Raw genomic sequence first — 19,751 nt, 5'->3', positions numbered from 1 at the left:
GCACACGGGGCGGTGCCGGTGCCCGGCATTAGCAAAGCGTAAAGATTGCCGGGATCCGGCAATGCGCTGGGCGGGTCCCGGATGACAGGATCAGGTCAGCAACAACACGGGGGAAGCACACGGGGGACACGGGGGAGCACGGGGATCGGGGGAACAACCCGGCGGCTGCGGCAGGTTACGCCAACGCCGCGGCGCCGGGGCCCCGTCGCCCGCCGACCGGCCGCTCGCCGCTCCCGTACCGGTATCAAGGACGCGCACCGCCCCAGGGCCTGTGCGCAGAACCGCAGAGGGGGTGGGACCGATGGGCGAGTTCCTGGACGCGGCACTCGGATTCCCCGCCGTCATCTTCGGCGCCGCTCTGGTGGTCGTCGTCTGCTTCTGGCTGCTGGTGCTGGCCGGGGCCGCCGGCCACGACTCCTTCGACGGGGATCTCGACACCGACCCGGCCGGTCTCGGCGGTGTCCCGGTCACCGTCTCCGTCTCACTGCTGGTCGTCTTCTCCTGGTTCGGCAGCCTGGCCGGTACGGTCCTGCTGCACCGGAGCGAGACCGGCGCCGCCACCCGCACCGTGCTCGCCGTCGCCGTGCTCGCCGGGTCGCTGCTCCTCGCCTGGGGAGCCGTCCGCCTCCTCGTCCACCGCTTCCGCCGGTACTTCCCGGCGGAACCTCCGCCATCGCGGCTGGACTTCGTCGGGAGCGTCTGCACGATCCGCACCGGCTCCGTCACCGCGACGTTCGGCCAGGCCGAGGTCGTGTCCCACGACGGATCGACGGCCATCGTGCAGGTCCGCAGGGCCGAGCCCTTCGCGTCCCCCTCCCGGCTCTCCGAGCCGGTCGCCGAGGAAGCACCGCTCGTCATGGGCGGCTCCGCACTCCTCTACGCGTACGACGAGGACGGCGAGTTCTTCTGGGTCTCGTCCTACGACGCGGCGCTCGATCCGGGCCCGAACACCCGACCGCACCAGTTGCCGGGCGGGACGGACGGCTGACCCGGGTGACCTGGGTGACCTGAGTGACCGGTCCGGATGATCCGGCCGGGGCTCCGGGGCACCGAGGCACCGGAATCCCGATCGCCCTGACGGACATGCCCCGTGAGGCTCGTCCGCCGGACGCCGGCCGCCGGTTCCTGTTCGTCTCCGTAGCGGCCGGCCGCCCCTACTTCGCTTGTGCCACTTCCGTACCACCAAGCCGCCAAGGACTCTTCTATGGATGCCATCTCCTTGGGCATCGGCGTGCTCATCGCCGTTGTCCTGCTCATCGTCATCGCCATCGCCTTCGTCATCACCCGGCTGTTCCGCAAGGTCGAGCAGGGCAAGGCCCTGATCATCTCCAAGACCAAGAAGGTCGACGTCACCTTCACCGGCGCCGTCGTCCTGCCCGTGCTCCACAAGGCCGAGACGATGGACATCTCGGTGAAGAAGATCGAGATCCACCGCGCCGGGCGCGAGGGTCTGATCTGCCAGGACAACATCCGCGCCGACATCCAGATCACGTTCTTCGTCCGGGTCAACAAGACCGTCGAGGACGTCATCAAGGTCGCGCAGGCCATCGGTACGGGACGGGCGAGCGACAAGGTCGCCATCCAGGAGTTCTTCGCCGCGAAGTTCTCCGAGGCGCTCAAGACCGTCGGCAAGCAGCTCGACTTCGTCGACCTGTACACCAAGCGCGAGGAGTTCCGGGACCGGATCATCCAGGTCATCGGCACCGACCTGAACGGCTACCACCTCGACGACGCCGCGATCGACTTCCTCGAGCAGACCCCGATGGCCCAGCTCGACGGGGCCAACATCCTCGACGCCCAGGGCATCCGGAAGATCACCGAACTGACGGCGATCGAGCACGTGCGCACCAACGAGTTCCAGCGCACCGAGCAGAAGGAGATCACCCGCCAGAACGTCGACGCCCGCGAGACCATCCTGGAGCTGGAGCGCCGGCAGGCCGAGGCGGAGATCAAGCAGCACCGCGAGGTCGAGGTGCTGCGCGCCCGTGAGGAGGCGGCCACCGCCCGGGTGCAGGAGGAGGAGCGGCTCGGTTCGCAGACCGCGTTCATCAAGACCGAGGAGCAGCTCGGCATCCAGCGCGAGAACCAGGCGCGGGAGATCGCCGTCGCGCAGAAGAACCGCGAGCGCGTCATCGCCGTCGAGAGCGAGCGCATCGAGAAGGACCGGATGCTGGAGGTCATCGGGCGCGAGCGCGAGACCGAGCTGAACCGGATCGCCGCCACGAAGGAGGTCGAGGCCGAGCGCCGCGAGGTCGCCGACGTCATCCGGGAGCGGATCGCGGTGGACCGTACGGTCGCCGAGCAGGAGGAGTCGATCCTCACCCTGCGTGCCGTCGAGGACGCCGAGCGGGCCCGCAAGTCGGTCATCATCGCGGCCGAGGCGGAGGCCCAGGAGAAGCTGGTCAAGGACATCAAGGCGGCCGAGGCCGCGGAGGCGGCCTCCACGCACCTGGCGGCCGAGCAGCTCACGCTCGCCGAGGCCCGGCTCAAGACCGCGGACCTCGACGCGCAGGCCAAGCTGCGGCTCGCCGAGGGCGTCCAGGCCGAGACGGCCGCGCCGGGGCTCGCCGCCGTGCAGGTGCGCGACGCGGAGGCGGACGTCACCGAGAAGGCCGGTCACGCGGAGGCCGAGGCGACGGCGGCCCGGCTCAAGGCCGAGGCGGAGGGCGCGCGGCTCAAGGCGCTCGCCACGGCGGAGGGCACGCAGGCGCAGGCGACCGCCGACGCGGCGGTCATCGGCGAGAAGCTGAAGGCGGAGGCCGCGGGGCTCACGGAGAAGGCGGCCGCGATGGCGGCGCTGGACGAGGCGTCGCGCGGGCACGAGGAGTACCGCCTGCGGCTCGACGCGGAGAAGGAGATCCGGCTGGCCGGTCTGGAGGTGCAGCGGCAGGTCGCCGAGGCGCAGGCGACGGTCCTGGCGACGGGTCTGGAGAACGCCGACATCGACATCGTCGGCGGCGACTCGGTCTTCTTCGACCGGCTCGTCTCGTCGATCTCGCTCGGCAAGGCGGTGGACGGGTTCGTGGACAACTCGCAGACCGCGCAGGCGCTGGCGGGGCCGTGGCTGGACGGTTCGTCGTCCTTCACGGACGACATCAGCCGGGTGCTGGGCTCGTTCTCCACGGGCGATGTGCAGAACCTGACGGTGTCGGCGCTGCTGATGCGGCTGATGGGGCCGGGGTCGTCGGGGGCGGCTTCGGGGCAGGTGCAGCAGTTGCTGGCGGCGGCGAAGGAGCTGGGGCTCGCGGACATGCCGGTGTCGTCGCTGACGGGGGCGGCTGCGGCGGGCGGTACGAAGGTGGCTCCGGCCGCTGATGTGGCGGCCCGGAACGGGGCCGGGGCCGGGGCGCTCGGGTAGCGCATCTTCCGGTCCGTCCGGCGCTTGAGGTCGGAGCCCTCGGCCGTGGGCCGGAAGGTCTGCGTGCGTCCCACGGGGGTGGGCGCACCAGGCCTGGCCTGCCCGTCAGGGCGGGCCCACCGTGCCGGGGGTTCCGTCCTCAAGCGCCGGACGGGCTGGATTTCGGGGCCCGCCCCGCACGTCGGGAGGCGGGCCCACCGGCCCGAAGGGTTCCGTCCTCAAACGCCGGACGGGCTGGGTGTATGCCGGACGGGCTGGATTTCGGGGCCGCCCCCGCACGTCGGGAAGCGGGCCCACCGGCCCGAGGGGTCCGTCCTCAAACGCCGGACGGGCTGGATAGGTGCCCGACGGGCTGAAGACGAAGAAACACGTAGGGAGCCGTACGCATGGACAGCGACAACACCGCCACCGTCACCGCGCCTCAGGGCGGGGAGGGCGATGTGGATGCCGGTGCCTACGAGGTGCTGCGGCGGCGGCTCTCCGCGCAGGCCGGGGAGCTCGTGCGGCGGGCCGAGGCGCTCAACGTACGGCGGACCGAGGAGTTCGGGTCGACCGGGCTGCGGCTGCTGGCCACCGAGCAGGTGCGCACCGAGCGGGCCTCCGTGCCGCGTGATCTCGTCGCCGTGGGCGGCCGGCTGCTCTTCGGGTTCGAGCGGGGGCCGGGGGCCCGTGGTGAGGCCGGGGTCGACGACGTCCTCCTCGTACGGGACGCGGAGGGCGATAGCGGGGCGGCCGAGGGCGGCGGGCCCACGGCGGGTGCCACCCTCCTCGACGACGACGGCTTCCGGCGCGAGTTCGCCTCCCTCCACCGCTACTTCCGCGACGCCCGGCTGCTGCGGCTGCGCCGGGTCAACGGCAAGCTCCTGGCCGTCTTCCGCACCGGGGAGAACGCCGAGGACATCCGGGTGCTCCGGTGGGCCCTCGGGGCGGACGGAACGCCCGGGGCGTTCCTCGACGCGCAGGGCGAGCGGGATCATGTCTTCCCGCCGTCCCACGACTTCGAGTGGACCGTGGCGGGGCGCGAGGCCCACGTCCCGGGGCGGCATCCGCACATCGCGATCGGCAAGGGCGGCGGGCTCTTCGTCGACACGCTCGGCGGCACGCTCACCGTCAAGGTCACCGACGACACCGAGTCGCCGGACGGGATCTACGAGGAGCCCGTCGACGAGCCGTTGCAGTCGCTGGCCGACGCCGACGTCGAGTACGCCGAGGTCGGGCCGCTGGTGCTGCTGCGCGTGCGGCCCTACAAGGAGACGGACTGGCGGTATCTCGTCTTCAACTCGCTGCTCTCCAGCGTCCAGCGGCTCGACTCCATCGGGCCCGCGTGTCACCGGCTGCCCGAGGACCAGGGGATCATCTTCCCCGGCGGCTACTACCTCACCACCGGCACCGCGAAGACCTTCGACACCGCCGAGGAGCTGACCGAGCCGGTCTTCGAGGGCGCCGTCCGCTCGCCCAACGGCGAGGACGTGCTCTACGTCTTCCGCTCCCGCGACGGCCTCCGCAGCCTCCTCCTCCCCTACAACCTGATCCGCCAGGAGGTCGCCACCCCGCTCACCGGGCGCGGCCACGCGCTGCTGGACGACGGCACGCTGATCCTGCTCCGGGACAACCCGGACGGGCCCGCGCGCGTGCACCCGTTGCAGCGCTGGCAGACCCCGTACGTCTCCGACACCTACGCCGCCGCCCGGCCCGCCGGGACCGGGCCGCTCGCCCGGACCGGCAACGCCGATCTCGTACGCGGGATTTCGGACTGTCTCGCGCTCGCGCACGGCGTACGGGACATGACGCCGACGACCGCCGTGTACGGGCAGCTCGCCGCCGACTGCGCCCGCGCCCAGGACCGGTACCACTGGCTGTCCGATCCCGAACTGGGTTCGCTCGACGAGCCGTTGAGGGAGCTGCGGGCCACCGCGCAGCAGGTGCTGGCCGAGTTCACCGCCGTACAGGAGCTGACCCGGCGGGCCGCCGACGCGCTGGAGGAGACCGCCGGCCGGATCACCGCGCTGGTGCGGCGTGTGCGCGGCGAGGTGCCCGGGTCGGCGTCCGTCTGGGTCGAGCGGCTGACCGAACTGCGGCAGGTGCACGGGCACTTGGCGACGGTCGGCGAGATGCGGTACGCCGACGTCGAGCGGATCGCGGAGCTGTCCGCCCGGACCGAGGACGACATCGCGTCCGCCGCCCAGCGGGCCGTGTCCTTCCTGGCCCGTGAGGACGCCTTCGACGGGTATCACGAGGACATCGCGGGGCTGGTCGCCGACGCGGGTGCACTGGAGACCGTCCGGGACGCCTCCGCCGTGACCGACCGGCTGTCCGCGATGACGGAGGGGCTGGCCACCGTCACCGACGTGGTGGCCGGTCTGGAGATCGGCGACGCCACCGTGCGTACGTCGATCCTGGAGCGGATCGCCGAGGTGCTGGGCGGCGCGAACCGGGCCCGCGCCACGCTGGACGCGCGCCGCCGGGAGCTGCTGTCGAAGGAGGGGCGCGCCGAGTTCGCCGCCGAGTTCGCGCTGCTCGGGCAGGCCGTCACGGGGGCGCAGGCCGCCGCCGACTCGCCGGAGGCGTGTGACGACCAACTGGCCAGGCTGTTGCTCCAGTTGGAGAACCTGGAGTCGCGGTTCGCGGAGTTCGACGACTTCCTCGCCGAGCTGGCCGAGCGCCGCACCGAGGTGTACGAGGCGTTCTCGGCGCGCAAGCAGACCCTCCAGGACGAGCGGGCGCGGCGCGCCGAGCGGCTGGCCGGGTCGGCCGACCGGGTGCTCGACACCATCGCCCGGCGGGTCGCCTCGCTGGACGACCTCGACGCCGTCCACACCTACTTCGCCTCCGACCCGATGGTCGCCAAGGTCCGCCGCACCGCCGACGAGCTGCGCGAACTGGGCGACCCCGTACGGGCCGAGGAGCTGGACGGGCGGCTGAAGGCGGCCCGCCAGGAGGCCGGCCGCGCCCTGCGCGACCGCACCGAGCTGTACGCGGACGGCGGGTCCGTGATCAAGCTGGGCCGCCACCGGTTCGCGGTGAACACCCAGCCGTTCGATCTGACGCTCGTGCCGTCCGGGGACAGCCTCGCCTTCGCGCTGACCGGGACGGACTACCGTGCCCCGGTCACCGACCCGGAGTTCGCGGCGGCCCGGCCGTACTGGGAGCAGCTGCTCCCCTCGGAGAACGCCTCCGTCTACCGCGCCGAGCACCTGGCCGCCCGCCTCCTCGACGAGCACGGGCCGAGCCGGCTCACCTCGCTCGCCGATGCCGAACTAGCCACGCTCGTACGGGAGTCGGCTGCCGAGGCGTACGACGAGGGGTACACGCGGGGCGTCCACGACGAGGACGCCACCGCGATCCTGGCCGCCCTGCTGCGGCTGCACGCGGACGCCGGGCTGCTGCGCCACGAGCCCGCCGTCCGCGCGGCGGCCCAGCTCTTCTGGGCGTACGGCACCGAGGAGGCGCAGCGCGCCTCCTGGGCCCGGCGTGCGGTCTCGCTGGCCCGCGCCCGCGACACCTTCGGGCTCGCCCCGGCCATCGCGGTGCTCCAGGAGGAGTGGGCGGCGGCGATCGGCTCCCCGTCCCCGGCCGCGCCGGGTCACGCCGTCGCCGCGTACCTCTTCGAGGAGCTGACGAGCGGGCCCGCCGGATTCGTCGTGGGTTCCTCGATCCACGCCTTCCTGGACGCCTTCCACCGGGCGGCGGGCCCCGCCGCGTACGGGGACGACCTCGCCGCCCTCGGCGACGACCTGCCCGCGCGCCGGCAGCTCGTGGAGGGCTGGCTCGCCCCGTACGCCGAGGCCACGGGGGCGGACCTCGGCGACGGCGACCTGGCCGAGGCCGTGGCGGTGGAGCTCTGCCCGGAGCTGGAGCGGTACGCGTGCGACGCGCCGCTCACCGAGCGCCTGGAGGGCCTCCTCGGCGACCACCCGCGCATCGCGGGCGGCGGGGCCCTCACCGTACGGATCGATGAACTCCTCGCCCGTACCGCCGCGTTCCGCGCGGAGACCGTGCCCGGCTTCCGCGCCTACCAGCGGCTGCGCACCTCCCTGGTGACCGCCGAGCGGGGCCGGCTGCGGCTGGACGACCACCGGCCGCGCGTGATGTCGGCGTTCGTCCGCAACCGGCTGCTCGACGAGGTCTACCTGCCGCTGATCGGCGACAGCCTGGCCAAGCAGCTCGGCACCGCCGACGCCGACCGGCGCACCGACTCGCAGGGCATGCTGCTGCTCGTCTCGCCGCCCGGCTACGGCAAGACGACGCTGATGGAGTACGTCGCGGACCGGCTCGGGATGGTCCTCGTCAAGATCAGCGGGCCGAACCTGGGCCACGACGTGACCTCCCTCGACCCGGGCCAGGCCCCGAGCACCACCGCCCAGCAGGAGATCGAGAAGATCAACTTCGCCCTGGAGGCGGGCAACAACACGCTCCTCTACCTGGACGACATCCAGCACACCTCGCCCGAACTGCTCCAGAAGTTCATCCCGTTGTGCGACGCCACCCGTCGTATCGAGGGCGTGCGGGACGGCGAGCCGCGCAGCTACGACCTGCGGGGCAAGCGGTTCGCGGTGTGCATGGCGGGCAACCCGTACACCGAGTCCGGCGAGCAGTTCCGGATCCCGGACATGCTCGCCAACCGGGCCGACGTCTGGAACCTCGGCGAGGTCCTCAGCGGCCGGGACGACGTCTTCGCGCTGAGCTTCGTGGAGAACGCGCTGACCGCCAACCCGGTCCTCGCCCCGCTGGCCGCCCGCTCCCGGGACGACCTGGCGCTGCTGGTGCGGCTGGCCGGCGGCACCGACCCGGCGGCCCGCGCGGAGCACCTGGAACACCCGTACAGCGCGGCCGAGCTGGACCGGATCCTGGCCGTGCTGCGCCATCTGCTCACGGCCCGGGACACCGTGCTCGCGGTGAACGCGGCGTACATCGCCTCGGCCGCGCAGACCGACGCCACCCGCACCGAGCCGCCGTTCCGGCTCCAGGGCTCCTACCGCAACATGAACAAGATCGCCGAGCGGATCGTGCCCGTCATGAACGACGACGAGCTGTCCGCCGTCGTCGGCGACCACTACGCGGGCGAGGCCCAGACGCTCACCACGGGGGCCGAGGCCAACCTGCTGAAGCTGGCCGCGCTGCGCGGGACGCTCACCGCCGAACAGACCGAGCGGTGGGCGACGATCACCGCCTCCTACGTCCGCACGCAGGCGCTCGGCGGGCCGGACGGCGACCCGATGACCCGGGCGGTGGCCGCGCTCGGACTCCTCGCGGACCGGATCGCGGCGGTGGAGACGGCGATCCAGCGGGCGGCGGACCCCCGGCATCTGCTGGCGGGGCCTCAAGGTCACCAAGGTCACCAAGGCCCGGTCAATGACCGGGCTGTTCCCGATCGTCGTGCGAAGATCACAAACACTCCACACTGATCGGGAAGACCGAGCCGGAAGGACCACGGCATGCTGGGTTTCGTGCCCCCACTTCCTCAGCAACCAGGACGCCCGCCCTCCACCGGCCACATGATCGTCTGCGGTGACGACGCGCTGGCGCGCCGACTCGCCGTGGAGCTGCGCTTCGTCTACGGGGAGCGGGTGACCCTGCTCCTGCCCCCGGGCCGGGACGCGAACAGCCCCGAGACGCCGCTGACCCAACGGGGGCGGGCAGCCGCCCTGTTCGGCCGGATGTCGGCCGCGATGAACCGCGCGGGCAACGGCGGCGGGTCGACCGGGGGCGGCAGCGGCGACACCAACGCCGGGGTCGAGGCCGTCCGCATCATGGAGGCCCCCGAGCCCTCCGACGACGTCCTGGAGGAGGCGGGCGTCGACCGGGCCGCCGCCCTCGCCCTCGTCTACGACGACGACGAGCGCAACATCCGCGCCGCCCTGACCGCCCGCCGCCTCAACCCCCGTCTGCGGCTGGTCATCCGGCTCTACAACCGCAAGCTGGGGCTGCACCTGGAAGAGCTGCTCGACCAGGCGGCGGCCGTCGCCATGCCCGGCATCGACCCGGCGCTGCTGGACGCCTCCACCACCGTCCTGTCCGACGCCGACACCGCCGCCCCGGCCCTCGCCGCCACCGCCCTGACCGGCAGCAGCAAGATCATCCAGGCCGAGGGCCTGCTCCTGCGCGCCGCCGAACGCCCCCCGCCCCGCCCCGGCGAGACGGCCGACCCCGGCCTGTGCACCCTCGCCCTGCTCTCCTCCACCACCAACGACCCGGCGGGCGCGGAGGGTTCGGACAGCAGCGGCGACGAGGCCCCGCAACTGCTGCCCGACGAGAGCGCCGTCGCCGCCGCCACCGGCCGGGGCACGGTGGTCCTCGAAGCGGTCAGCCGGGCCGACCCGGACCGTCCGGCCACCCGCATGGGCGGCCGGGGCGCCCCACTCTCGCAGGTCTTCTCCCGCAGGCTGCGCTGGTCGGCCCTCGGCGTCGCGGTCGCGGCACTCGCCCTGGTGGTCGCCTCGCTCCTCACCACCGAGGACGGCCTGCTGCACTCCACCTATCTGACCCTGCTCGACCTGCTGGGCATGAACGACCCGTCGGAGGACGGATCTCCGGCCCGGAAGGTCATCCAGCTCCTCTCCGGCGTCGCCGGGCTGCTCCTGCTCCCGCTGCTGCTCGCCGCCGTCCTGGAGGCGTTCGGCACCCTGCGCACCGCGTCCTCGCTGCGCCGCCCGCCGCGCGGACTGTCGGGTCACGTGGTGCTGCTGGGGCTCGGCAAGATCGGTACGCGCGTCCTCGTACGGCTCCGCGAACTCGACATCCCCGTGGTCGTCGTCGAGGAGGACCCCGAGGCGCGGGGCATCCCGCTGGCCCGCTCGATGCATGTGCCGACCGTCATCGGCGACGTCACCCAGGAAGGCGTCCTCGAAGCGGCCAAGATCCGCCGCGCCCGCGCCCTCCTCGCCCTCACCAGCATCGACACCACGAACCTGGAAGCGGCGCTGTACGCCCGCTCGGTGAAGCCGGACCTGAGGGTGGCGCTGCGGCTGTACGACGACGAGTTCGCCACCGCCGTCTACCGCACCCTGCGCACCGCGCACCCCGGGGCCCTGACCCGTTCCCGCTCGGTCTCCCACCTGGCCGCCCCGTCCTTCGCGGTCGCCATGATGGGCCGCCAGATCCTGGGCGCGGTCCCGGTCGAGCGGAAGGTCATGCTGTTCGCGGCCCTGGAGGTCGCGGGGCACCCGCAGTTGGAGGGCCACACGGTCGAGCAGGCGTTCCGGGCGGGCGCCTGGCGGGTCCTGGCCATCGACGCCACCCCGCCGGCCGACCGCACCCCGGACCTCGCCGCGATCCCGCCGTACGACCCGCAGGGCGACGGGACGCCGCCGCCCTCCGGCCTGGTCTGGGACCTGCACCCCGGTTACGTCCTGCGCGCCCAGGACCGGGTGGTGATCGCCGCCACCCGCCGGGGGCTCGCGGAGCTGCTGCGGCGGCAGCGGTCGGTGGTGCCGGGGCGGTAGGGGGCGGCAGGGGCGGTGGTGCCGGGGCGGCAGCGGTCGGTGGTGCCGGGGCGGTAGGGGGCGGCGGACGGGTGGCCTCGGTTCCGGTTCCGGCCCGCGCGGCCGGCTACCGGAAGGTGCCCATGGCCTCGCGTACCTCCTCCAGGGTCCGGTCCGCGATCGCGTTGGCCCGTTCGTTGCCCTCCCGCAGCACGGACCGTACGTACGTGAGGTCCGCCGCGTACGCCGCCCGGCGGGCGCGTACGGGGGCGAGGTGGGCGTTGACCGCCTCGGTCACCGTCCGCTTGAGCGCGGCCGACCCGCCGGCGCCGATCTCCGCCGCGACCTCGTGCGGGTCCCGGTCCAGGCAGAGCGCGGCCAGCAGCACGAGCGAGGAGACGCCGGGCCGGCGCTCGGGGTCGTAGGTGATGTGCCGGTCGGCGTCCGTCGTCGCGCCCTTGATCAGGCGGGCCGTCTCGTCGGCGGTGGCGGAGAGCGGGACGGAGTTCGCGCGGCTCTTGCTCATCTTGCCGCCGTCGGTGCCGAGCAGCAGGGGTGCGGCGGAGAGCAGGGCGTCCGGTTCCGGGAAGACCTGCCCGTACCGCTCGTTGAAGCGGCGGGCGATCGTCCGGGTGAGTTCGATGTGCGGCAGCTGATCCTGCCCGACGGGGACCACGTTGCCCTTGCAGAAGAGGATGTCGGCGGCCTGGTGCGCCGGGTACGTGTACATCAGCCCGCTGACCGAGGACTGCCGCGAGTGCGCGATCTCGTCCTTGACCGTGGGGTTGCGGCCCAGCTCCGCGACGGAGACGAGGCTCAGGAAGGGCAGCAGGAGCTGGTTGAGCGCGGGGACGGCACTGTGGTTGAAGACGGTGCTCCGTGCCGGGTCGATGCCGAGGGCCAGGTAGTCGAGGAGCAGCCCGTCCGTGTACTCCTGGAGCCGCTCGGCGGTGTCCCGGTCGGTGAGGACCTGGAAGTCGGCGATCAGGACGAACACGTCCACGCCGAGATCCTGGAGGCGGACCCGGTTGCGCAGGGTGCCGAAGTAGTGCCCGAGGTGCAGGCGGCCGGTGGGGCGGTCCCCGGTGAGGACCCGGAAGCGGGCGGGGTCCCGGGTCAGCTGCTGCTCCAGCTCGGCGCTGCGGCGCTCGGCGGGGGTGGATGCCGTGGGGGTGGCGGTGGCGGCGGGTGCGACGGTGGTCATGGTGGGTGGCTCTCCTCGCGTGGATGGTGCGTGGAGGACGGCCCCGCCGGTGAGCGCCGCTGCGCTTCGTCTCCGTATCCGCGCCGTACGGGATGTCGTACGAGGTCCCGTACGGAGGCAGCGAAAAGGGCCGTCCATATCGAACGGCCCTGGTTCCGTGCAGATGCTGTGGCCGCTCCTATGAGGAGCGCCACCAGTTTCGGCACGGGACGGAGGTCATGGCCTCAGTGTACGGGGCGGGTCCTACTTCGGGGCGTGCCTACTTCGGCGCGTGCCCGCCCACGTAGAAGAGGAGCCAGATGAACCCGGCGAACAGGTGCGTCGCGAAGACGTAGACGAAGACGCGCAGGAACACTCCGCGCGCCTTCCACTCCTCGCTGTTGCTCTCCTGCTCGCTCACCGTTCCAGAATACGCGCGCCCCGGCGGAGGGCCCGGCCCCGTGGAATAGGACGGAGGGGGGTCCCGTTGTAGGGTGTAGTTCAACGTTCAACCAAATCGGTCAGGGCCTCCGGCTCCTCGGATCCCCGGATCCCCGGCCGGGACTCAGGAAGGCGGACGCCATGCAGTTCGGGATCTTCACCGTCGGGGACGTCACGACCGACCCGACCACCGGCCGGACCCCCACCGAGAACGAGCGGATCAAGGCGACCCTGGCCATCGCGCAGAAGGCCGAGGAGGTCGGTCTGGACGTCTTCGCGACCGGCGAGCACCACAACCCGCCGTTCGTCCCGTCCTCCCCGACGACGACCCTCGGCTACATCGCCGCCCGCACCGAGAACCTGATCCTGTCCACCTCCACCACGCTGATCACCACCAACGACCCGGTGAAGATCGCCGAGGACTACGCCACGCTCCAGCACCTCGCGGACGGCCGCGTCGACCTGATGATGGGCCGGGGCAACACCGGACCGGTCTATCCGTGGTTCGGCAAGGACATCCGTCAGGGCATCCCGATGGCCATCGAGAACTACGCCCTGCTGCACAAGCTGTGGCGCGAGGACGTCGTGGACTGGGAGGGCAAGTTCCGTACGCCGCTCCAGTCCTTCACCGCCACCCCACGCCCGCTGGACGGCGTGCCGCCGTTCGTCTGGCACGGCTCCATCCGCTCGCCCGAGATCGCCGAGCAGGCCGCGTACTACGGCGACGGCTTCTTCCACAACAACATCTTCTGGCCCATGGAACACACGAGGAAGATGGTCGACCTCTACCGGCGCCGCTACGCCCACTACGGGCACGGCACCGCCGACCAGGCCATCGTCGGACTCGGCGGCCAGGTGTTCATGCGCAAGAACTCGCAGGACGCGGTACGGGAGTTCCGCCCGTACTTCGACAACGCGCCGGTCTACGGCCACGGCCCGTCCCTGGAGGACTTCACCCGCGAGACCCCGCTGACGGTGGGCTCCCCGCAGGAGGTCATCGAGCGGACGCTGACGTTCCGGGACCAGGTCGGCGACTACCAGCGGCAGCTGTTCCTGATGGACCACGCGGGGCTCCCGCTGAAGACGGTCCTGGAGCAGCTCGACATCCTCGGCGAGGAGGTCGTTCCGGTGCTGCGCAAGGAGTTCGCCAACCTGCGGCCGGCCGGGGTGCCGGAGTCCGCGCCCGTCCACCCGGCGGTGACCGCCGCCCGCGCCTCTGCCACCGGAAAGGGGGCTTGACCTCCATGTTCGCCACCACTCCCCTGCGCATCGTCGCCGTCTCGGCCGGGCTCAGCCAGCCGTCCTCCACCCGGCTGCTGGCCGACCGGCTGGCCGCCGCCGCCCGCGAGCGGCTCGCGGCCGAGCAGGACCGGAAGGTGGAGGTCCAGGTCGTCGAGGTCCGCGACCTCGCCGTGGACATCGCCCACCACCTGCTCAGCGGCTTCCCCTCGGCCACGCTGCGGGAAGCGATCGACGCGGTGACGGAGGCCGACGGGCTGATCGCCGTGACGCCGGTGTTCACCGCCTCGTACAGCGGACTGTTCAAGTCGTTCTTCGACCTGATCGACAACACCGCGCTGACCGGCAAGCCCGTCGTGATCGCCGCGACGGGCGGCACGGCCCGGCACTCACTGGTCCTGGAGCACGCGCTGCGCCCGCTCTTCGCCTACCTGCGGGCCGTCACCGTGCCCACCTCCGTCTACGCGGCGTCGGAGGACTGGGGCTCCTCGGGCGACGAGTACACCGAGGGCCTGCCGTCCCGGATCCGGCGCGCGGGCGGCGAGCTGGCCTCCGCGATCCTGGGCCGTACGGTCTCCGGGGCCTCGCGGACCCCGGGCCTGGAAGACGGGGAGGACGCGGTCGTCCCCTTCGAGCAGCAGCTCGCGGACCTGCGGCTGGACTGAGGGGCGTGGGCTGGGGGCCGGGGCAGTAGGGGCGGTTCGCACCGAACCGCCCCTACCTGTCCGATTTGATTACAGTGAGATCGGACGCTGTACCGGGCTTCACCGAGCTGGAGGCAGATATGGGCAGGATCGTTGTGGGCGTCGACGGCTCCGATTCCTCGATCAAGGCACTGCACTGGGCCGTGCGCCAGGCCGAGCTGACCGGTGCCACGGTGGAGGCCGTGAACAGCTGGGAGTATCCGGCGACCAGCTGGGCGTCGATGATGCCGGGCATGCCGGAGGACTTCGATCCGCAGGCTCTGGCCACCGTCTCCCTCACCGAGGCGCTGGAGGAGGCTCTCGGCGCGAAGGGCGCAGCAGCGGTCAGCAAGGTCGTGGTCATCGGCAATCCGGCCCAGGCGCTGCTGGACCGCGCCCAGGGCGCCGACCTGCTCGTCGTCGGGGCCCGGGGCCACACCGGCCTCAAGGCCACCCTGCTCGGCTCGGTCAGCCTCCACGTCACCCAGCACGCGCCGTGCCCGGTGACGGTCGTGCGCGACTGAAGGCCCCGCAGAATAACGGGGGGCCGTTGTCAGTGGGTGCTCCTATCGTGTGGTCATGACCCCTGCTCTCTTCGGGCGCGACCATCCCGCCGGCGTTCTCCGCGCGGAGATCGCCCGGGCCACGGACAGCCACGGCGGTCTCGTGCTGGTCACCGGCGAGGCCGGGATCGGCAAGAGCACGCTCGTCACCGACGCCGCGCACGAGGCGCGGCGGCGCGGGGCGCTGGTGGTCGGCGGGTCCTGCTGGGACTCCGACAACACCCCCGGCTACTGGCCCTGGGTGCAGGTCCTGCGCGGCCTGCGCCGGTCCGCCACGGCGGCGGAATGGGCGGCGGCCCAGGAGGCGTCGGACGGCCGGCTCGCCGTGCTCCTCGGTGATCCGGTCAGGGCCGCCATGGGCGGATCGGACGGCCCGGGACCCAGCACGCTGTCGGCTGCGGGGGCGGCCCCGGGTTCCGGCGGGAGCCCGGGTTCCGGCGGGGCACACGGCGGCGAGCCCGGCATGGATACGGGCACGAGCCCGCCGGGCGGCGGTTCGCAAGGCAGCAGCTCGCCGGAGGGCGCCGAGGCCTTCGGGCTCTTCGACGCGGTGACCACGGCCCTCGTCACGGTCTCCCAGAGCCGGCCGCTGGTGGTCGTCCTCGACGATCTGCACAGCTCCGACCCGGCCTCGCTGCGGCTGCTCGAATTCGCCGCCCAGCACGCCTGGTTCGAGCGGCTGCTGCTGATCGGCACCTACCGGGACGTCGAGGTGGAGGCCCCCGGACACCCGCTCCAGCAGCTGATCCTGCCGCTGGTCTCGCGCGCCGCCGCGACCCTCACCCTGACCGGCCTCGGCCGGGACGAGGTGGGCGCGCTGATGACGGTGACGACAGGCCGCGAGCCCGCACCGCAGCTGGTCGACGAGGTCCACCGGCGCACCGGCGGCAACCCCTTCTTCGTCGAGCAGACCGCCCGGCTCTGGCACAGCGGAAGCCCGGTCTCCACCATTCCGCCCGGTGTGCGGGAAGCGGTCCGGCAGCGGCTGGCCCTGCTGCCCGAACCGGTCGTCTCCCTGCTGACCAGCGCCGCCCTGCTCGGCCGGGAATTCCGCCGGCAGGTCCTGGCCGTGGTGCACGGAGCGCCGGTCCCCCACGTGGACCGGCTCCTGGAGTCGGCCGTCGTCGCCCGGGTCGTCGTCCCCCGCCCGTCCGGGCAGTACGCCTTCGCCCACGACCTGCTGCGCGAGACGCTGTACGCCTCCCTGGACGACGCCGAGGCCCGCGAACGCCATGCCGCCGCCGTACGGGCCCTGGACGCGCACGGCGGACTCGACGACGCGGTACGGCCCGGCGACCTCGCCCGGCACGCCCACCTCGCCGGCGGCGCCCTGGAGCGCGACCGCCGGATCGACCTGCTGCTGGCGGCCGCCCGGGACGCCTCGGGGCGCCTGGCCGAGGAGGAGGCCGTCGGCCACTACCGCCGCGCCCTCGCGGTGGCCTCCGGCGAGACGGGGGAGCCGGGTGAACCGGGGACGGCTCCCGAAGGGGTGCCGGGAGGCCCCCCGGCGGACGGGGCGGACCAGGGCCCGGACCTCCGGCGGGCCGCGCCGATCGGCCTCGACCTCTCCGGACAGCTCCGGCACATGGGGGAGACCGCCGAGGCGCAGCGCCTGCTGGACCGGTCGGTCGCCCTGGCCCGGGAGCTGGATGACCCGGAGGTGCTGGCCCGGGTGGCGATCACCCTCTACCGCGACGGCTCCCTGGACGGCGGCCACGACGCATCCACGACGACCCTCCTCGCCGAGGCGCACCGCAAGCTGACCGGCAAGGAGGGCCAGGAGAACCTCTCCGACGACCGGCTCGCCCAGGAGCTGGCCATCCACATCATGGCGCTGGCCCGGAGCGGCTCCGACGACGAGGCGCTCGCCTTCTCGCTCTGGGCGCGCCACGACTCCGTATGGGGCCTCGGCTCGGCGGTGGAGCGGATCGGGCTGACCGACGAGATGACCGTCATCGGCCGGCGCACCCGGCACCAGGACATGGAGCTGCACGCGACATCCATGCGCTGGGTGGCGCTGCTGGAGCTGGGCGACCCGGCCTTCATCGACCAGTTCCGTACGTTCGTACGCCTCGCCGAGCAGACCGAACTGCCCCGGTTCGCCCTGGGGATCGCCGTCGACACCAGCCTGATCGCCTCCCTGCAGGGCCGGTTCGCCGAGGCAACCACCGCGCTGCAGGACGACGCACTCGACCCCGAGAGCAAGGACCATGTGGCCTTCGGCTTCATGGCGCACCATCTGCACTGGGCGCTCCATCTGCTCCAGGGGCACTTCGCCGAGGCCGAGGAGATCGTCGGCAGACTTCCGGCCGCCGGGTATCCCTACCCCGGGCTGCTGGAGTCGGTCACGGCCGTGGAACAGGGCGACGCGACGCCCGCGCTGCGCCTGATCGCCGAGCAGACGGACCGCGCCGGTCCCTATCCGCGGGCGTTCATGCCGCTGTGGCTCCGGCTACTGGCCCAGGCAGCCGCGGTGACGGGCGACCGGCGCCTCATCGCCCGCGCGGAGGACGAGCTGACCCCTTACACGGGCCAGTGGATCGTCTCGCTGTACGGGTGCGACATCGGCGGCCCCGTCGACCTCTGGCTCGGGATGCTCGCCGCAGCGCGCGGCGACCAGGACGCCGCGGTGGCGGCGCTCACCGAGGCCGCCGCCTCCTCGGACCGCCTCGGCGCCCGCCCCTGGGCCGTACGGGCCCGGCTCTGCCTGGCCCGTTCCCTGCTCGCCCGCGCCGGTGGGGGACATGGGAGTGCGGCCGGTTCTGACGCCGACGACACCGGGCGGGCTCGTCGGCTGCTCGGCGAAGTGGCGCGGGAAGCGGGCGAGTTGGGCCTGGAGCATGTGGAGGCGGAGGCCTCGGCCCTCCGTACGGCCCCACCCGGCGCCGCCAACACCACCGCCTCTGCCGGGATCGACGCCTCCGCCGCCCCTCGCCCTGCCGTCACCACCGGCCCCGCCGCCTCATGGGCCCCGATCCCGGGCCCGAATCCGGTCCTGGGCCGAGTCGTGGCTCCGGACCGGAGCGCGGCAGAGGCGGCGGCCGGCGGCGGGGCCGTGCCGGCCGCCGAGTTCCGGCGGACCGGACCGGTGTGGCAGCTGCGCTGGGACGGGGTGACCGTGCATGTCCCGGACGCCAAGGGGCTGCGGGACCTGCACAGCCTGTTGGGGCTGCCCGGCGCCGATGTCCCGGCCGTCCAGCTCCTCGCGCCCGAGGGTGGGGACCTCGTCGTCGCCGCCGGGCAGCTCGGCGGCGATCCGGTGCTCGACGAGGAGGCCAAGCGCCGCTACAAGGAACACCTGGCCCGGCTGGACGCCGAGATAGACCGAGCCGCCGCCCGGGACGACGCCGGGCTGGTCGAGAAGTACGACCGGGAGCGGCAGGCCCTCCTCGACGAGCTCCGCACCGCGGCCGGGCTCGGCGGCCGGTCCCGCCGGCTGGGCGACCAGACCGAGCGGGCCCGTAAGACGGTCACCGCCCGGATCCGCGACACCCTGCGCAAGCTGGACACCCTGCACCCCGCGCTGGCGGCCCACCTGAAGGCGTCCGTGACGACCGGGACCACCTGCGCCTACCGGCCCGAGCACGCCCCCGACTGGCGGCTCTGACCCGAGCCGCCACGCCTCTTCGCCTCTCTGCCTCTACTGCTCGACCACGACGTCGGCGACGGCACACGCCACGTTGTCGGGTCCGCCCGCCTCGCGGGCCAGGCCGACCAGCCGGCGTACGGCCTCCTCCGGGTCGTCCGCCGCGACGACCGCCGCCCGCAGATCCGCCTCGTCCACCACCGCCGACAGACCGTCCGAGCAGAGCAGATAGCGGTCCCCGGCCATCGCCTCCCGCAGGCGGACGTCGGGGCGGACCGCCACGGCCACCGGGGCGGACCGCGCCTCACCGACCAGGGCCTTCAGCAGCAGTGCACGCTCCGGGTGGGAGGCGGCTTCCTCCTCGCCCAGCGAACCGTCGTCGATCATCGACTGGACCAGGCTGTGGTCGTGCGTGATCCGGAACAGCTCCCCGCCCCGCAGCAGATAGGCCCGCGAGTCCCCGATGTGCACGAGCCCGAGCCGCGACCCCGTCCACAGCATCGCGGTGAGCGTGGTCCCCGAACCGTCCGGGGCCGCACAGGGCGCGACCGCGTCCCGGACCGCCCGCGAAGCGGAATCCGCCGTGTCCTCCAGGGCGTTCAGCAGATCCGCGGCGGACAGCGCGCCCTCCCGGGCACCCCACGCGGCAGGCTTGAGCGCCTCGATCGCCGCCGCACTCGCCTCGGCCCCGCCCTCCCCGAAACCGTCGGCGACCGCCAGCAGCCGGGGCCCCGCGAACGCCGCGTCCTGATGCGCCGTACGCACCGCCCCCGTATCGGTCAGCGCCGCACAACGGATCGCGAGCGCCAGCGCCCCCGCACCGCTCCCCATGTTCCCCGTGCTATCCGTGTTCTCCGTGTTGCCCGTGTTGCCCGTGTTCTCCGGTATCCGCGACATGGCCCTGCCTTCCGCTGACAGATGGTCGACGAGGTACATCGCCAGATCGCGCCGGGCCGCCGTCTCGGCCTCCACCCGTGCCCAGTAGGCCCGGATCTCCACGGCCGCGGCGCTCGCGTCGAGCGCCACGACCCGGCCGATCCGGCTCAGCGGCATGCCGATCCTGCGCAGCCACGCCACGAGCCGGGCCCCCTCCACCTGCGCCGGGTCGTAGTACCGGTAGCCGTTCACCGGGTCGACCAGGGCGGGCCGGAGGAGTCCCAGCTCGTCGTAGCGCCGGAGCGCCTTGGCGGAGAGCCGGGACAACCGGGCGAACTCCCCGATCGTCACCAGCTCCCCGCTCGCGGCGCCCACCGCGCGGCCTTCGCGTTCCACCCCGT

At 73.1% G+C, this 19,751-nt stretch carries 11 protein-coding genes; 8 read left to right on the top strand and 3 right to left on the bottom strand.

The features are described from left to right. Positions 1-301 precede the first annotated feature (301 nt). The 4 genes from ACIQPT_RS06345 to ACIQPT_RS06330 all read left to right on the top strand — a co-directional run bounded on the left by ACIQPT_RS06345 (position 302) and on the right by ACIQPT_RS06330 (position 10,800). Complete coding sequence (locus tag ACIQPT_RS06345; protein WP_401153223.1) at positions 302-988, top strand: hypothetical protein; 687 nt, start codon at positions 302-304, stop codon at positions 986-988. Positions 989-1,204: 216 nt separating this feature from the next. Beyond that, positions 1,205-3,358: a flotillin family protein gene (locus ACIQPT_RS06340; RefSeq protein WP_401153222.1), complete on the top strand. Its 2,154-nt coding sequence runs from the start codon at positions 1,205-1,207 to the stop codon at positions 3,356-3,358. A 386-nt stretch (positions 3,359-3,744) separates the two neighbouring features. Next, positions 3,745-8,763: a DNA repair ATPase gene (locus ACIQPT_RS06335; protein ID WP_401153220.1), complete on the top strand. Its 5,019-nt coding sequence runs from the start codon at positions 3,745-3,747 to the stop codon at positions 8,761-8,763. A 30-nt stretch (positions 8,764-8,793) separates the two neighbouring features. Continuing rightward, positions 8,794-10,800, top strand: a complete 2,007-nt coding sequence (locus ACIQPT_RS06330) for an NAD-binding protein (RefSeq protein ID WP_401153218.1) — start codon at positions 8,794-8,796, stop codon at positions 10,798-10,800. A gap of 106 nt (positions 10,801-10,906) precedes the next feature. On the opposite strand, the gene trpS is transcribed toward ACIQPT_RS06330, so the two are convergent. Together trpS and ACIQPT_RS06320 are read right to left on the bottom strand one after the other, a co-directional pair. Then, complete coding sequence (trpS, locus tag ACIQPT_RS06325; RefSeq protein WP_401153217.1) at positions 10,907-11,983, bottom strand: tryptophan--tRNA ligase; 1,077 nt, start codon at positions 11,981-11,983, stop codon at positions 10,907-10,909. Between the two features lie 259 nt (positions 11,984-12,242). After that, on the bottom strand, positions 12,243-12,383 hold the full coding sequence (locus ACIQPT_RS06320) for a DUF6126 family protein (protein WP_401153215.1): 141 nt from the start codon (positions 12,381-12,383) through the stop codon (positions 12,243-12,245). Positions 12,384-12,544: 161 nt separating this feature from the next. Between ACIQPT_RS06320 and ACIQPT_RS06315 the strand changes: the two genes are divergently transcribed. From ACIQPT_RS06315 to ACIQPT_RS06300, 4 genes are all read left to right on the top strand, one after another. Beyond that, the gene (locus ACIQPT_RS06315) at positions 12,545-13,642 is read left to right on the top strand and encodes an LLM class flavin-dependent oxidoreductase (RefSeq protein ID WP_401153213.1); all 1,098 of its coding nucleotides are present in this window, start codon (positions 12,545-12,547) and stop codon (positions 13,640-13,642) included. Between the two features lie 5 nt (positions 13,643-13,647). Continuing rightward, positions 13,648-14,307 carry a CE1759 family FMN reductase gene (locus ACIQPT_RS06310; RefSeq protein WP_401153211.1) on the top strand — a complete coding sequence of 220 codons (660 nt, stop codon included), beginning with the start codon at positions 13,648-13,650 and terminating at the stop codon, positions 14,305-14,307. 119 nt (positions 14,308-14,426) lie between these two features. Continuing rightward, positions 14,427-14,849, top strand: coding sequence for a universal stress protein (locus ACIQPT_RS06305; RefSeq protein ID WP_401153210.1), 423 nt, complete (start codon positions 14,427-14,429; stop codon positions 14,847-14,849). Positions 14,850-14,904: 55 nt separating this feature from the next. Next, positions 14,905-18,495 carry an ATP-binding protein gene (locus ACIQPT_RS06300; RefSeq protein ID WP_401153208.1) on the top strand — a complete coding sequence of 1,197 codons (3,591 nt, stop codon included), beginning with the start codon at positions 14,905-14,907 and terminating at the stop codon, positions 18,493-18,495. A gap of 33 nt (positions 18,496-18,528) precedes the next feature. On the opposite strand, the gene ACIQPT_RS06295 is transcribed toward ACIQPT_RS06300, so the two are convergent. Beyond that, a complete protein-coding gene (locus ACIQPT_RS06295; protein ID WP_401153206.1) occupies positions 18,529-19,746 on the bottom strand; it encodes a MerR family transcriptional regulator in 1,218 nt (405 codons plus the stop codon). Positions 19,747-19,751 lie beyond the last annotated feature (5 nt).

It is taken from the genome of Streptomyces sp. NPDC091289 (genome assembly GCF_044757365.1).
GTDB lineage: Bacteria > Actinomycetota > Actinomycetes > Streptomycetales > Streptomycetaceae > Streptomyces.
This window is presented reverse-complemented; position numbering and strand designations above follow the sequence as displayed.